This is a genomic window from Streptomyces varsoviensis, assembly GCF_000718635.1.
GTDB classification, from domain to species: Bacteria; Actinomycetota; Actinomycetes; order Streptomycetales; family Streptomycetaceae; genus Streptomyces; species Streptomyces varsoviensis.
Genome location: NZ_JOBF01000002.1, coordinates 404,894 through 419,483 on the forward strand (window position 1 = coordinate 404,894; position 14,590 = coordinate 419,483).

Below are 14,590 nucleotides of genomic sequence, written 5' to 3' on the forward strand. Positions count from 1 at the left end.
CTCAACTACCGCTGTTCGGACCGGGGGGCCGGGCGCCGGGAGCGGGCCCGGCGGCCGGGGCGTCCGGCCCGCCGGGCGCGGCCAGCGAGGCCAGCACCCGGACCGCGAGATTCCGGGCGAGCTCCACCTTGAACGCGTTGTCCCGCAGCGGCTCGGCCGCCGACAGCTCCGCGTCGGCCGCCCGGCCGAAGGACTCCTCCGTCGCCTCCGCGCCCACCAGCGCCTCCTCGGCCGCGCGGGCCCGCCAGGGCTTGTGCGCCAGGCCGCCGAAGGCGAGGCGCGCGGAGCGGACCGTACCGCCGCGCACATCGAGGGCGGCGGCGACGGAGACGAGGGCGAAGGCGTACGAGGCGCGGTCGCGGGCCTTGCGGTAGGCGGAGCGGCCCGGGGCGGGCGCGGGCAGCTCCACGGCGGTGATCAGCTCCCCGTGCTCGAGGACGGTGTCCCGCTCCGGACTGTCGCCCGGCAGCCGGTGGAAGTCCGTCACGGGCACGGTCCGCTCGCTCTCGTCGGGACCGCGCAGCCGGACGGCGGCGTCCAGGGCGGCGAGGGCGACGGCCATGTCGGAGGGGTGCGTCGCGACGCAGTGCGCGGAGTGGCCGAGCACCGCGAGGTCCCGGTGCACGCCCTCGCGGGCGGGGCAGCCGGTGCCGGGCTCCCGCTTGTTGCACGGCTTGCCGACGTCCTGGAAGTAGAGGCAGCGCGTGCGCTGGAGCAGGTTTCCGCCGGTCGTCGCCGCGTTGCGGAGCTGCCCCGACGCGCCGGCCAGCAGGGCCTGCGACAGCGCGGGGTACCGGGCCCGGACCAGGGGGTGCGCCGCGAGGTCGCTGTTGCGGACGTTCGCGCCGACCGACAGGCCGCCCTCGGGCGTCGGCGTCACCTCGGTGAGCGGCAGCCCGGAGACGTCGACCAGCAGCCCCGGGGCGGCCACGCCGAGCTTCATCAGGTCGACCAGGTTCGTACCGCCCCCGAGATAGCTGCCCGCGGGATCGGCGGCGACGGCGGCGATGGCGGTGTCGACGTCGCTCGGACGCACATAGGAGAAGGACTTCACCGGGCCACGTCCTCTACGGCGGCGATGATGTTGGCGTACGCCCCGCAGCGGCACAGGTTGCCGCTCATGCGCTCACGGATCTCCTCGGGTGTGAGCGGTACCGGCGGCGGGGTGCCGCCCGCGGCGCCGGACGGCTCGGAGGGCCCAGGGGGTACGGACTGTCCGGCCGCTTCGGAGGCCACCGGCGTCACATACGAGGGGTGGCCGTCCGCGGCCTCGGCCAGCACCCCGATGGCGGAGCAGATCTGGCCCGGAGTGCAGTAGCCGCACTGGAAGCCGTCCCGGTCGAGGAAGGCCCGCTGCACCGGGTGCGGATTCTCCCCGTCGGCCAGCCCCTCCACCGTCGTGATCTCCGCGCCGTCACAGGCCACCGCCAGCTTCAGACAGCTATTGGTGCGCCGGCCCTCCATGAGCACCGTGCAGGCGCCGCACTGCCCGTGGTCGCAGCCCTTCTTCGAGCCGGTCAGGGCCAGGTGCTCGCGCAGCGCGTCGAGCACGGTCGTGCGGTTGTCCAGGGTCAGGCGGTGCCGGACGCCGTTGACATGGAGGGTGACCGCGGAGACGGCCGGAGGATGTTGCGCGGTTCGCGGTACCACATGCCACACCTTTCACTCGAAACCCCCCTCGGCACCGTGGTCGGGTCCCCCACACCGCGGTGGACGAAACCCTTCCACCGCGCTCGCCACTCCTTCGGCGCACGGCCGAGGGAGCCCTCCGGGCGGGACCACCGGCCCCGCACCGGCCGGGACCGCCGCCGAGCGCCGTGTTTAGGTGTGGTCATGGCTGAGATGACACCTTCTGACACCGGGGCGGACACGCCGCCCATAGCTCTGTCGGCCGCGCCCGGATACCAGGTGCGGCGGCTGTACCAGGCGTACGTGGCGGCGTGGGTGCGCCTGGTCGACCCGGTGTTGACGGGGCCGCAGTTCGCGGTGTTGACGGCGGTGGGCGCGGCGCCGGGCGAGGACCAGTCATCCATGGCGACGGCGGTGGCCCTGGACACCTCCACGATGGCGGACGTGGCGCGGCGGCTGGAGGGGCGCGGCCTGCTGGTCCGGCGCACGGCCCCGGACGACGGACGTCGCAAACTGCTCTTCCTGACGGAGGCGGGGGAGGAGGCGCTGGCGGAGGCGGATCGGCGGGCGCGGCTGCTCGACGAACGGCTGCTGGAGCCGTACGGGCCGGGGGAGCGCGCACGGCTGCTGGGCGAACTGACGGCGCTGGCCGACCACTGGGAGGGCCTGACGCGGGACGCGTGACCGACGGGCGGGCAGGGGGCCGACCGGCCGCTGGGTCCGGCTCTCCCCGAGAAGCGGCGGCGCGCCGGGCACCCGGCCGCGCGCTTCCTCCACCGCGAGGGAAGGGCCGGTACGGGCGTCAGGCGCCTTCCTTGGCGAGGCTCACGGCCGCGGCGACAGGTGTCAGGCGCCTTCCTTGGCGAGGCTCGCGGCCGCGGTGACCGGCGCCGGGTGGGCGGGCGCCCGTACCTCCTCGGCCGCCGCGCGCGTCGGCGGGGTCCGTTCGAGGAGGGCGGTGGCGCGCTCGCCGCGGAGGGACGCCAGCGCCGCGGCGAGCCCGACCACCGTGCCGAGGACGAGGCCGGCGGCGTACAGGGCCATGGCGGCGGCGGTGCCGTGATTGCCGGTCAGCAGCGGCAGCAGCGACCAGCCCGCCTTGCCCTGGGCGACCGCGCCGACCGTGTAGCCGTACTGGTTGAAGGCGCCGAGGAACGCCCCGCCCGCCGCGCCGCCGAGGCAGCCCATCACATAGACCCGGCCGAGGGGGAGGGTGACGGTGTAGTACATGGGCTCGCCGACGCCGAGCAGCGCGGCGGGCGCGGTGGCGCGGATGGCGCCGCGCAGCGCGTTGCCGGGCCGGGCCCGCAGATACACGGCGAGGGCGGCGCCGACCTGCCCCGCCCCGGCCATGTCCATGATGGGCAGCAGGGCGGAGGAGCCGTGCTGCTGGATGAGGGTGCTGGTGACCCCGATCAGTGCCTGGTGCAGGCCGGGTATGAAGACCCCGCCGAGGATCGCGCCGCCGACCGCTCCGTTGACGCCGAGCGCCCAGGAGGCGAGGGTCCCGGTCGCCGAGGCGGCCGCGCCGCCCAGCGGCATGAGGACGAGAACGGTGACGAGCCCCGCCGTCAGGACCGTGAGCAGCGGCGTGAACAGCTCGTCCACACTGGCCGGCACCACTCGCCGCAGCCTGCGTTCGAGCCAGGCGGTGACCAGGCCGATGGCGAGCGCGGTCAGCGGCCCGCCCTCGTTGTGGCTGGGCGAGACATGGCCGATCAGCGGGAGGCTGTAGTGGATGGCCGCGACCTTCGGGTGCAGCATCACCGCCGCGGTGGCGCCGCCGAGTACGGGCGTGCCGCCGAGCGCCCGGGCCGCGCTGTAGCCGACGAACACCGAGAGGACGGCGGTGAAGCCGTTGCTCAGCGGCAGCAGCACGGTGACCGCCCCGGCGGCCCACGGCAGATGGCCGGTGTGGACGAGGTTGGCGAGCAGCCCGGTGAGCCCGGCGAGCAGACCGCAGCCGGTGAGCGCGGGGATGAGCGGGATGAAGACGCCGCCGACGAGATCGAGGACGCGGCGCGGGAGCCGGGGCGCGGGGGCCGGTGCAGTGGCGGTGCGGGAAGGGGACATACGGGCTCCGGCTGTCTCGGGTGACGCTGCTGCTCTGACGGCCCAGCGGCTTACTTAGGTAAGCCTTGGCTTACGTCGAGTGAGGGTATCCCATATTCTGTATACATATCGCTCGACCCCGGTCCCGACCTCGCTCCGGCCCCGTTCCGAACTGGTTGGGCCCCGCGCCGGAGCCCCGCCGGGGGCGGCGGTGGGGGCGGCGGAGGTGGCGGTGAGGGGACCGGCGGGGGACCGTGGCGCACGTCACCGACGGGTCCCGGATTTTTTCGACGCCGGTTTGAACGCACCCCGCCGCCGGCGCGTATTTCGCTGTGACCGAATGACGACCGGAGCCCCGATCCCGGCATCAGGGGCACCGGCAGGGGCGAAATGCGACAGGGGGACGAAAAAATCATGAGTGAAGTCATGAGTATTTCCTCGCGAGGAAAGCACGGGCGGCGCGCGGTGACCGTGCTTGCGGCCGCGGGCATTGCCACGGGACTGGGGTTCGGGCTTTCCCCGGCGGCCGGCGCGGCGACGGCCGCAAATGAGCGCGTGGCGGCGAAGGTGACGGTTCAGGTCACCCAGAAGGGCAATTACACGGCGGCGATATGCGTCACCGACAACCTGGGCGGGACCTGCCAGTCCGACGTGCGCAAGGGGCAGACGAAGACCTTCACCGTCACCCCGGCCAAGGGGACGCCGGTCAATGTGCGCGTCGTCCCCGACGGCGGCGGATCCGCCGAGAAATCCGTCGTGTCGGACAAGACGAAGCTGAAGTTCGAGACCGCGGGCAGCAAGGCGAAGCCCACCGTCAAGCAGGTCTCCTGACCCGGAATCCGACAGCACGCGCCGACCGGTCCCGTCGCCCCGCGACGGGACCCCGGTGTATTCGGGCGCGTTGTCCCAATACACCGGGCCAGTCGCGTATCAGCCGCTTTCCGTACGGGCGTTAGCGCCGTGTTAGCGAATCGTGAGCGGGCAGACGGAGAGTGGAGACGTAAGCGTTCGGTCTGCCGTACTCCCGTAAGGGGCGTTCTCATGTCGTCTGCCACTCTCGTCGCTCGCCGTGCCCGTCGTGCCGCCGCGGTCTCGCTGGTCGCTGTCGCGGCGCTGTCGCTCTCCGCCTGCGGGAACGACAAGGACGACAACGGGGCCGCGGCGAACGGCTCGTCGTCCGCCGCCTCGGCCGGTGCCTCCGGACCGGACGAGGCGTCCGGCTCGCACTCCGGCACCGGATCGGGCTCCGAGTCGGCCGGTACGTCCGCAGGAGGCGGTGGCGGGCACGGCAAGGGGACCGCCGCGGCCCCCGCCTCGAACCTGTCCCCGCGGTCCGCCTCGGACCGCTGCGCGGCCGCCGACATGTCGCTGCGCGTGGGCGACGCGGACGCGGGAGCGGGCAACATCCACTACCCGCTGGTGTTCACGAACACGGGCAAGAAGACCTGTTCGCTCGGCGGATACCCCGGAGTCTCGCTGCTCGCCGGGGACGGACAGCAGGTGGGCTCGCCCGCGAAGCGCGAGGGCGGCAAGGGGAGCGTGGTCCGGCTCGCCCCCGGCAAGAGCGCGTACGCGGCGCTGCGCACGATCAACGACGGCCTCAAGGACGCCCCGTGCTGGAAGACGGGCAAGATCGTGAAGGCGTACGCGCCCGGCTCGAAGGACGCCATGACCGCCCGGACCTCCGGCCTGCGGGTGTGCGGCGACACCTTCACCGTCGGCGCCCTCCAGCCGGGGACCGGCCCCCAGGGCTGACCCGCGGCCGCCGATGAAGCGATCAACTCACCTGTCCCGTGGGGACATCGGGCGTAGGGGGCTTATCGGGGCTGCGCGCTCTGGCCGGGACCGCCGGGGCGAGCGAGGATGAACCCCCACGACCGACCCCGCGACGGAGGTGCGTTGACCGTGTTCCGCAGACCGTTACGACACGCGTTATGGGCGGTGGGCGCGGCGACGGGGGCGGTGATCTGGGCGGGAGCGGCGGTGGCCGCGCCCGCCCACGCCGTTCCGCCCGCGGCTGCTGCCTCCTCGTCCGTACGGGCCGACGCCTGCCGCCCGGACACGGACGCGGCCGGGTCGGCCAGCCGGCCCATGGACGGCAGCCTGGTGTCGGTGCCGCGCGAGGACGGGCGCGTCGACCTGTTCCAGTACTTCGCCGACGACTCGGTGCCCCAGGGCCCGCGCTGGTTCCTGTGGCACCGCGCCCAGGACGTGCCGGGCGGCTCCTACGGCGACTGGGAGCGCGTCAGCGCCGTGCCCGTCGGCCCGAAGATCTCGTACGTGAGCGCCGCCGAGGACGCCGACGGCCGGCTGGAGGCGTTCTTCCCCTCGTACGGCGTCTTCTGCCACACCGCCCAGGCGACCGCCGACGGCGAGGACTGGAGCGCTCCCGCGGACTTCGGCCTGAACCCGGCCCCGTACCACGGCGGCGTCGTGCTGTTCGCGACGCGCGACGGGCGGCTGCACGCCTTCGCCTCCAGCGTCGCCGACGCCTCCTCGATGAACGTACGGAGCCAGGACCGCCCGGCCGGGCCGTGGGGCCCGGTGCGGTCCATGGGGAAGGTCCCCGAGGCCAACGTGGGGCTCGGGGCGCCCGGCGGCATCACCGAACTCGCCGACGGCCGGCTGCGGGTGTACGCCCGCGAATGGAACCGCGACCGGTTCTGGCAGACCACCGAACGCGCTCCCGGCGGCGGTTGGGAACCGTGGCGGTTGTGCCCCACGGCAGCAGCCCGCGCCTGAGGCCGGAGCCGCCGCGCGGCGGACCGAGCGGCGGACCGACCGGCGGGCCGAGCGAGCGGCCCATCCGCACCCCCGTGGCGGGTGGGCCGCTCCGGCGCGGCCGCGAGACCCGGAGCGGAGCGCTGTCGCCGTCCGGCCCTCTGGCTTCCGTTCGCGGTGAAAGGGACGCCGCCGGGGGAGGGGATGGTTGACGCACGCCCCGCGGCCCGGGGCGCACGCCGGTGTGCGGCGAAAGGCCGCCCCGGCCCCGTCACCCGCACCCCTGATGTAACGCGGGCGCGGACCACCACAACAAGGCCGCATCCGGGCGTAGTTCGCGATCCTTCACGATCCGGATGGCCGGCACCTCCCCGGGGCCGCCGCCGACGCCCACTGGCGGGCCCGCGGAATCCCGGCCATCGTGGGGGCGACACCGGCACACCGCCCTCAAGCGCCGCACCCGCTCCCAGGTCCGTACTCACGTCCGTACTGACGCCCGTACTGCGGCCATGCCTGCCGCCCGGGTGGCCCGCGCGGCACCCCCGCTCGGACGTACGTACGGCGAACCGTGACACAGAAGGAGGCAGCAGCCCATGGACGCCGCCCGCCCCGGCCCCGACGACCAGGACGACCTCGTACTGCGGCTGAGCGAGCACGCTCTGGCCTATCTCCACTCCGCGACACTGCGCGCCGCGGCCCGCCTCGGGGTCGCCGACCACCTCGTCGACGGCCCGTGCACCCCCGACCAGCTCGCCGCCCTGACCGGCGCCGACGCCGGCCACCTGCGCCGCGCCCTGCGCCTGCTGGCGACCCGCGACGTCTTCCACGAGGACGAGACGGGCGCGTTCGGCCTGACGCCGCTGGCCCAGTTGCTGCGCTCGGACGCGCCGTCGTCCATGCGGGAAGCGGTCGGCATGCTGACGGACGAGACGTTCTGGCGCCCCGCCGGGCGGCTGGAGGAGACCGTACGCACCGGGCACACCGTCTTCGACGACCTCTTCGGCGCCCCCTTCTTCGACTACCTGGCCGGCTCGGCGGAGCTGGGCGCCGCCTTCGACACGGGCATGGCCGCCCTCTCCGACGGCGAGAACGCCGCCATCGCCGCCGCCTGCCCACTCCCCGCCGCCGGCGTGGTCGCCGATGTCGGCGGCGGCCGCGGCGGGCTGCTGCGCGAGGTGCTGCTGCGCGGCCCGAAGCTCACCGGAATCCTGTACGACCAGGAGGCGGTGGTCCGCGCACACGCGCTGGAGGGGGAAGAGCTGGCCGGGCGCTGGCGGGTGGAGGGCGGGGACTTCTTCACGGCCGTGCCGCCCGCGGCCGACGTCTACCTCCTCAAACGCGTCCTGCACGACTGGCACGACGACGACTGTCTGCGCATCCTGCGCGCCTGCCGCGCCGCGATGACGGCGGACAGCCGGCTGCTGGTGATCGACGCCGTACTCCCACGGGACAACGCGCCGCACCACGGCAAGACCCTCGACGTGCTGATGATGGCGTCGCTGAGCGGCCGCGAACGCGGCGCGGACGACTTCCGGCGGCTGCTGACGGACGCCGGGCTGGCCATGGTCCGCGTCCACCCCACCGCCTCCTCGCTGTCGGTGGTGGAGGCGGCGGTGGCGTAACGAGAGCGGGGGAGGCGCGGCGCTGGAGAGGCGGCCGGAGGGGCAGCCCCCGGCAGAGGCCGCCGCCCCCGGCACGGACGGCTCATTGGGCGGCGACGGCCTCGATCTCCACCAGCATGTCCGGGTCCGAGAGCGCGTCCACCCCGGCGAGCAGGCTGGTGGGGCGGCAGCCGCGGCGTTCGAGTTCCGTGGTGAGCGCGTCGTAGTTGGCGGTCATGGCGGGCAGATCCACGGTGAAGACGCGGATCTGGACGACATCGGAGAACTCGAACCCCGCCTCCGCCAGCGTCTCGCCGAGGCGCCGGCACGTCAGCTCGATCTGCCCGCGGATGTCGCCCCGGTGGGCGATGCGGCCCTCTTCATCACGGGCCTCGTGGCCCGAGAGCAGCAGCCAGCGGCGGGGCTCCTCCACGACCACGGCCCGGTGGTACGCGAGGTGCCCACCGATCATCCGCGGCCCGATGTCGTGACGCTTCATGCTCTTCTCCTCCTGAGGGCGGACGGCTCTACAGCCCGCGACCCTACGGCTCATTCGCGAACGTCTTCACCATCTTGGCCGCGATCCACTGCCCACTGGTCATGCCGTCCGTGGGCGGGCGTTCGTATTCCGGTATCGCGATGGCGGCGATCGGCTCCACGGGGGCGTCGTGGTTCGGCTGGTGGAAGAACGGGATGGAAAGACGCGAGGAGTGGTTTCCGCGCTCCGGATTCAGGACGCGGTGCATGGTCGAGACCCACCGCCCACTCGTCCACAGCGCCATCAGATCGCCGATGTTGACCACGAAGCTCCCCGGAATGGCCGGGACGTCGCGCCATTCGCTCGTTTCCCCGGAGTTCCGGAGCACCTGGAGACCGCCGCGGCCGTCCTCCTGGTGGAGGATCGTGAGGCTGCCCCAGTCGGTATGCGCGCCCCGCCGCAACTGCCCCGGCATGGGGGCCGCGAGCTGCGGATAGTAGTAGTTGGCGATGAGCGCCGACGTGTGGCGGTCGAACCTGTCGTCCCAGAAATCCTCGGCCAGCCCGAGCGCCGACGCGAACAGCCGCATGATGTCGCTCGCGAGCTCCGTCATGGCACTCAGGTACGCCTGCCACGTGTCGCGGAAGCCCGCGGGCGCCTCGGGCCAGATGTTCGCCGCCTGCCACGGCGCCCAGTAGTCGCCGAGCCGGGCGCGCTCGTCCTCGGGCAGCTCGCCCGTCACATGGCAGGTGAAGACTTCACAGAGGTCCGGCGGGGTCCGCTGATCCAGACTCAGGGCGCTGGTGCCGCCGAAGCGCCGGAATCCGGCGACGCCGGGCCGGTTCGCCACCAAGTCCATCGACCCGTCCGGAAGTTCGAAGAACGCGTTCGTCGTCGTGTGCATACGGTCGATGAGTTCCTGCGGCACGCCATGACCCACGATGGTGAAGAACCCGGAACTCTCGCAGGCTGCCCCGATCGCCTCGGCTATGAGACCGCGCCCATGCGCGCTCCTTCTGGCGGACAGATCGATGACCGGTACGAAACCGTCGACCACGGCGGCGGATTCTCGATGGTGACCCATAGTGCTTTTCCCTTCTGACGGGAATTCCTTGAGGCGGTGAACGGTGAGCGGTGCCGGCGGGCGGCGGGAACGTCGGGGCCGGCCCGGACGGCGAGGCGCTGAACGCCCACCCCCGCCGGCCTCGCCGTCCCGCCTGCCCCTGCCTTCAAGTGTTCCGTTGAATCCGCCCCGGAGGCTTTTCTCCGCCCGCGTCCGCCAGCGCTGGGCCGGTACGCGCGAAACCTTCAAGCCACGATCGAACCGCCAGGGCCCGGGCCGCCTGCCGGCCGCCACTCGGTACGGCCAGCGGCCGGCCAGCCAGAGCAGGTCATGTCAGGTCAGGATCTCGACGTACCCGTCGGTCCCGTGCACGCGGACGCGCTGTCCGTCCCGGATCAGCCGGGTGGCCTGCGCCACGCCCACGACGGCCGGCAGTCCGTACTCGCGGGCGATCACCGCGCCATGGGTCATCAGGCCGCCCACCTCCGTCACCAGCCCGGCGATGCCGACGAACAGCGGCGACCAACTGGGGTCCGTGAAGGTCGTGACCAGGATGTCGCCCGCTTCGAGATCGGCGTCCGCCATGTCCAGGACGACGCGGGCCCGACCCTCGACGGTCCCGGCGGACACCGGCAGCCCGGTCAGCGCGCCGTCCGGCACGTCGTCGCGCCCGTACGACCCCATGACGGCCTCGCCGTCCGAGGTGAGCACGCGGGGCGGGGTGAGCGCGTGGTACGACCGGAAGGCGTCCTTGCGCCGCTGGATGAGCCGGCCATCCACCCGATGCGTCCGCACGGCGTCGTGGAACTCCTCGAACGTGAGGTAGAAGACGTCCTCCCGCTCGGGAATCACCCCGGCCCGTACGAGGCGGTCGGCCTCCGCCGACAAGGCCCGCTTGTAGACGAAATAGCGGCTGATGATGCCGTACTTCGGGTACTCGCGGTATCCGATGAAGGTCCGCACCCGGTCGATCATCCGCTTGGCCTCGGCGGCCTTGTCGGCCCCGCCCGGCAGGGCCCGCAAGCGGGCCAGCACGTCCTGTTCCTTCTCCCGCGCCTTCGCCCGCCCCTCCTCGAACCGCCGCTCGGCGGCGCCCGGTTCGAAGTTGCGGACGTTGTCGAGGATTACGGGCACGAGCGTGGCGGGACGCTCGCGCCACCGCGGCCGGGTGATGTCGATCTCGCCGACGCAGCGCATGCCGTACCGGTCGAGGTAGGTCTCGATGGCCTGGCGTGCCACTGTCCCGCCCGAGAGCTTCGCCAGCTCGTCGAGGAAGGACGAGTCGTCGGCGGGCCCCTCGGCGGGCTCGACGCTCCGCAGGAATTCCACCACCTCCGGCAGCGGGCGGATCACGTCGGCGACGTCGAGCAGCGCGAGCCCCATCTCGGAGGTGATGTTGTCGGGGGCGGACAGCGTGAGCGTGTCGGCCGCGTTCTTCTCGCCCAGCCAATCGAGCAGCTTGTCGTTGAGCCACCAGGTGGCCTCCATCCCCGCCATGATCGCCCGCATGCTGAGCGGATCGCCGAGGACCCGCTTGTGCTCCTCGAAGGCCTCCAGCAGGAAGTCGAACAGCGCTGGTCCGCTCTTCGTCCGGATCTCCCGCTCCAGGGCGGCGAGGGACGCCTGGCTGCGCTCGATCAGCGCGCTGACGATGGCCGGGTCGGTCTCGATCGGAGCGGGCGGTGCGGGCGGAGCGGGGGGCGCGGCGCCGGGCGGCGGCCCGGCGGGGGTCGCGTCGGGGAGCGTCGGTACGAAGCCGTCGTGGCCGAGTACGGTCTCCAGGGCGTCCCTGACCAGCGGGTCGCCCTTGCCCACCAGGTCCAGCAGCGCGGCGCGGCTCGCGGGCGCGGCCAGCCGCCGGGTGACATCGACGAACAGCCTGCCGCCGGCCTCCAGCATCGGCACCATGGCCGTCAACTGCCACACGGAGATGCCCAGGGGCTTCATCGGGTCGGTCATCATCTGCTGGTGGCCGACGGAGACGTAGACGTGGTTCTCCTCGTCGTCGGCCTCCGGGACGGGGAAGAGCGTCGTGATCGGCCGGCTCTGCACGTTCTGGAAGCCGTCGTCGACCAGGCACCATTCGATGTCCTGCGGCCGGCCGAAGTGCGCTTCGATCCGCCGCCCGAGCCGTACGAGCCGCACGGCCTGCTCGTCCGTCAGCGCCGGCTCCTCCCGCCGCCGCGCGTCGACCGCCGTCTCCCGCGTACCGCCGGCCGGCAGGGCGTGAAGGGCACGCCGCTTGGCGGCGATGGTCCGTGCGACGACCTCGCCGTCGCGGACCGTGAAGACGTCCGGGTCGACCTGGCCGGAGACCAGTGCCTCGCCGAGGCCGAAGCCGGCGTCGATGGTGGCGGACCGGCGGTCGCCCGTGACGGGGTCGGCCGTGAACAGGACGCCGGCCGCGTGCGGGGCGACCAACCGCTGCACGACCACGGCCATGTGGACCGTACGGTGGTCGATGCCGTTCTGCCGCCGGTAGGCCACGGCCCGTTCGGTGAACAGCGAGGCCCAGCACCGGCTGATGTGCTGAAGGATCTCCGCCGCGCCCACCACGTTGAGGTACGTGTCCTGCTGGCCGGCGAACGAGGCCGACGGCAGGTCCTCCGCCGTCGCGCTGGACCGGACGGCGTAGCCGTCCCGCTCGCCGAGCCGCGCGAGCGCGCGGGTGACCGCCGCCGCGATGTCGGCCGGGATCGCGACCCCCTCGATGCCCCGGCGGATCTCCGCGCTGAGTTCGCGGGCCCCCTCCCGGTCGTCCGGCTCCAGGCGCGACAGCCGGTCGATCAGGTCGCCGACCGCCGGCGCCTGCGCCAGGACCTGCCGGTAGGCGTCCGTCGTCACACAGAAGCCGTCCGGCACGCGGACGCCCTCGATCCGCGACACCCCGCCCAACTGCGCGCCCTTGCCGCCGACGGCCGCGACCCACGTCTCGTCGACGTCCCGGAGCCCCAGTACGTACCGCTCGGCCGTCGCGGCCTGCGCGGTCTTCTCGGCCTTCGCGGTCTTCTCAGTCATGTCTGTCATCTCTGTCATTTCAGTCATCGCGATACCTCTGAGGCGGCCGTGCTCCGTCGTACCGCGGTGGCTGATCGCATCACTGGCGCCTCCCCCTCTGTCGAACCCTTGTCGAGCACGGCGCCGCGTCCCCGTACGTCGCCGCGTCCCCCGTACGTCGGCGGCGACCCACGCACGCCGTGCCCCCGTTGCCACAGGCAGTGGCATCGGCCGACGATTGTGCGCCCTCCCCGGGGCCTTGCGGCAAGCCCCCCTGTGCGCTATATGTTGAGAATGGCAGGGAGAGTCGTTTCTTCCTGCCTTTGTCGTATGCCGTGCCAGAGGCCCGACAAGCTCGTCGGTGGGCGGTCCGCGTCAGCGGTGCCCGTCCCATACGGCCAGTTCCGGGCCGCCCCGGTTCTCCTCCGGCCCGTACCGCTCGATATGCAGCCGCTGCGCGACGTGACGCTTCGGCGCGCAGGACGGCCAGCCGGGGTCGCTGGCCGTCGCGAAGCGCGTCCAGGCACCGTGGACGCGGGTGAAGAGGTCTGCCACGGCGGGGTCCCGCAGCGTGGCGGCCGGGCCGAGCAGCCCTCGCGGGCCCGTCAGATCGTCGCCGCGGTAGTCGAAGACGAACGGCAGCTCCAGCGTGTGGCAGGCGCCGAGGCGGCCGTCGAACTGCGGGGAGGGCCAAGCGAATTCATACGCCCAGGTCCCCCCGCCCCGCTCGGTCTCGGTGGCCTCGGCGGCGGCGTGCCCGGCCTCGGCGCGCCGGGCCCCCGCCTGCCCGGCGTCCATCTGCCCGGCCTCCGCGTGTCCGGCCTCGGCGTGCGCCTCGATGAGCCGCCGGGTCGGGACGGCGAACACGTAGTCCGTGATGACGGCGGACAACACCGAGGCCGGCGTGTCGGCGCGCCCCGCGCTCCGGTACGCGGCGATGACCGCCTCGGGCTCGGGATGGAGGCCGCGCACCTGACGTACCAACTGGTCCTCGTCCGGGGCGGCGGCCAGCGGGCCGGTGGTGTAGAGGTTCGCCTCGTCCGCGTTGGTGCCCGCCATCAGCCGCACGCCGGCCGCCGCCCCGGCGCGTACGGCCTCGACGGGCTGCGTGCCGAGCAGTTCCCCGTCCAGCACCGGCCCGAACGGCGACAAGCCGCACAAGGGGTCGCGCTCCCCGTCAATGTGCAGATCCAGCCCCAGCGTGCGGAGTTGGAGTGCCCCCTGGGCCAACTGCTCATCGGTGAGCGATTCGAAACCTTGCCGCGTGGCGGGCACGCCCAGACGTGCCGCCAGGGCCTCTGTCACGTACGCGGCCTGACGGGGGCTCAGGGCGTGCGAGGCGCCGCCGCTCTGGCTGATGGCCGCTCGGAACAGCCCGCACGCCTGCGGGGCCGCGAGCAGCGAGCAGACGCTGATGGCCCCCGCGGACTCCCCGAAGACGGTGACGCGGTCCGGGTCCCCGCCGAACGCGCCGATGTTCTCCCGCACCCAGGTCAGCGCCGCGATCTGGTCCCGCAGTCCCAGGTTGGCGGGCGCCCCCGGCAGGGCGGTGAAGCCGTGCGCGCCGAGCCGGTAGTTGAGGGTGACCAGGACGACGCCGTCCTGCGCGAAGCGGGTCCCGTCGTACGCGCGCGAGGCGCCGGAACCGCTGACGAAGCCCCCGCCGTGGATGAACACCATGACGGGGAGCCCGGACGTGGCGGGGTCGGGGGTCCAGACGTTGACGGTCAGGGAGTCGGGGCCCTCGGCCCCGGAGACGCCCACGACCGGCGTCAGGTCGAGCCCGGAGTCCTCCGTGAGGCGGGCCTGCGGCGCGCTCGGACCGAAGCGGTCGGCCTCGCGCGTGCCGTCCCAGGACGGTGCCGGGGCGGGCGCGGCGAAGCGCAGCGGCCCGACGGGGGCGGCGGCGTAAGGGATGTTCTTGAACGCGGTGACGCGTGCGGAGGGACCGTGGCTGCCGCCGTCCCCACCGCTGCCGCTGCCGCTGACGCCGCCGCGCAGGGCGCCCTGCCCGATCCGTACGACTGGCCGCGCATCCCTCATGACCGC

At 73.3% G+C, this 14,590-nt stretch carries 12 protein-coding genes; 5 read left to right on the forward strand and 7 right to left on the reverse strand.

From position 1 onward, the window contains the following. Position 1 precedes the first annotated feature (1 nt). Together IF55_RS04375 and IF55_RS04380 are read right to left on the reverse strand one after the other, a co-directional pair. Entirely contained in the window at positions 2–1,054 is a 1,053-nt protein-coding gene (locus tag IF55_RS04375; RefSeq protein ID WP_078643586.1) for an FAD binding domain-containing protein, read from the reverse strand. Next, the gene (locus tag IF55_RS04380) at positions 1,051–1,659 is read right to left on the reverse strand and encodes a 2Fe-2S iron-sulfur cluster-binding protein (protein WP_048831510.1); all 609 of its coding nucleotides are present in this window, start codon (positions 1,657–1,659) and stop codon (positions 1,051–1,053) included. Before IF55_RS04380 ends, IF55_RS04375 begins: the two co-directional genes overlap by 4 nt. A gap of 174 nt (positions 1,660–1,833) precedes the next feature. Between IF55_RS04380 and IF55_RS04385 the strand changes: the two genes are divergently transcribed. Further along, positions 1,834–2,313 (forward strand): MarR family winged helix-turn-helix transcriptional regulator, encoded by a 480-nt coding sequence (locus tag IF55_RS04385; RefSeq protein WP_030874186.1) that lies wholly within the window; start codon positions 1,834–1,836, stop codon positions 2,311–2,313. 162 nt (positions 2,314–2,475) lie between these two features. On the opposite strand, the gene IF55_RS04390 is transcribed toward IF55_RS04385, so the two are convergent. After that, positions 2,476–3,702: a PTS sugar transporter subunit IIC gene (locus tag IF55_RS04390; RefSeq protein WP_051775982.1), complete on the reverse strand. Its 1,227-nt coding sequence runs from the start codon at positions 3,700–3,702 to the stop codon at positions 2,476–2,478. Between the two features lie 393 nt (positions 3,703–4,095). Here IF55_RS04390 and IF55_RS04395 point away from each other — a divergent pair, with 393 nt between their 5' ends. The 4 genes from IF55_RS04395 (at position 4,096) to IF55_RS04410 (ending at position 8,024) form a co-directional block, all read left to right on the forward strand. Continuing rightward, positions 4,096–4,512: a hypothetical protein gene (locus tag IF55_RS04395; RefSeq protein WP_157854228.1), complete on the forward strand. Its 417-nt coding sequence runs from the start codon at positions 4,096–4,098 to the stop codon at positions 4,510–4,512. Between the two features lie 210 nt (positions 4,513–4,722). Next, a complete protein-coding gene (locus IF55_RS04400) occupies positions 4,723–5,436 on the forward strand; it encodes a DUF4232 domain-containing protein (RefSeq protein ID WP_030874182.1) in 714 nt (237 codons plus the stop codon). A gap of 108 nt (positions 5,437–5,544) precedes the next feature. Further along, a complete protein-coding gene (locus tag IF55_RS04405) occupies positions 5,545–6,423 on the forward strand; it encodes a DUF8189 domain-containing protein (RefSeq protein ID WP_482700413.1) in 879 nt (292 codons plus the stop codon). A 572-nt stretch (positions 6,424–6,995) separates the two neighbouring features. After that, the gene (locus IF55_RS04410) at positions 6,996–8,024 is read left to right on the forward strand and encodes a methyltransferase (protein WP_030874179.1); all 1,029 of its coding nucleotides are present in this window, start codon (positions 6,996–6,998) and stop codon (positions 8,022–8,024) included. Between the two features lie 82 nt (positions 8,025–8,106). On the opposite strand, the gene IF55_RS04415 is transcribed toward IF55_RS04410, so the two are convergent. From IF55_RS04415 to IF55_RS04430, 4 genes are all read right to left on the reverse strand, one after another. Next, positions 8,107–8,502, reverse strand: a complete 396-nt coding sequence (locus IF55_RS04415) for a RidA family protein (protein ID WP_030874178.1) — start codon at positions 8,500–8,502, stop codon at positions 8,107–8,109. Between the two features lie 43 nt (positions 8,503–8,545). Continuing rightward, on the reverse strand, positions 8,546–9,565 hold the full coding sequence (locus IF55_RS04420; protein ID WP_030874177.1) for an isopenicillin N synthase family dioxygenase: 1,020 nt from the start codon (positions 9,563–9,565) through the stop codon (positions 8,546–8,548). A gap of 312 nt (positions 9,566–9,877) precedes the next feature. Then, positions 9,878–12,562 (reverse strand): rifamycin-inactivating phosphotransferase, encoded by a 2,685-nt coding sequence (rph, locus tag IF55_RS04425; RefSeq protein ID WP_048831513.1) that lies wholly within the window; start codon positions 12,560–12,562, stop codon positions 9,878–9,880. Positions 12,563–12,916: 354 nt separating this feature from the next. Continuing rightward, the gene (locus IF55_RS04430; protein WP_048831514.1) at positions 12,917–14,584 is read right to left on the reverse strand and encodes a carboxylesterase/lipase family protein; all 1,668 of its coding nucleotides are present in this window, start codon (positions 14,582–14,584) and stop codon (positions 12,917–12,919) included. Positions 14,585–14,590: the final 6 nt, after the last annotated feature.

Excerpts from the sequence above, each read along its gene's own strand:
- rph (WP_048831513.1), bottom strand. The coding sequence starts at position 12,562 with ATGACTGAGAAGACCGCGAAGGCCGAGAAGACCGCGCAGGCCGCGACG.
- IF55_RS04405 (WP_482700413.1), top strand. The coding sequence starts at position 5,545 with ATGAACCCCCACGACCGACCCCGCGACGGAGGTGCGTTGACCGTGTTC.
- IF55_RS04430 (WP_048831514.1), bottom strand. The coding sequence starts at position 14,584 with ATGAGGGATGCGCGGCCAGTCGTACGGATCGGGCAGGGCGCCCTGCGC.
- IF55_RS04415 (WP_030874178.1), bottom strand. The coding sequence starts at position 8,502 with ATGAAGCGTCACGACATCGGGCCGCGGATGATCGGTGGGCACCTCGCG.
- IF55_RS04400 (WP_030874182.1), top strand. The coding sequence starts at position 4,723 with ATGTCGTCTGCCACTCTCGTCGCTCGCCGTGCCCGTCGTGCCGCCGCG.
- IF55_RS04390 (WP_051775982.1), bottom strand. The coding sequence starts at position 3,702 with ATGTCCCCTTCCCGCACCGCCACTGCACCGGCCCCCGCGCCCCGGCTC.
- IF55_RS04410 (WP_030874179.1), top strand. The coding sequence starts at position 6,996 with ATGGACGCCGCCCGCCCCGGCCCCGACGACCAGGACGACCTCGTACTG.
- IF55_RS04395 (WP_157854228.1), top strand. The coding sequence starts at position 4,096 with ATGAGTGAAGTCATGAGTATTTCCTCGCGAGGAAAGCACGGGCGGCGC.
- IF55_RS04385 (WP_030874186.1), top strand. The coding sequence starts at position 1,834 with ATGGCTGAGATGACACCTTCTGACACCGGGGCGGACACGCCGCCCATA.
- IF55_RS04420 (WP_030874177.1), bottom strand. The coding sequence starts at position 9,565 with ATGGGTCACCATCGAGAATCCGCCGCCGTGGTCGACGGTTTCGTACCG.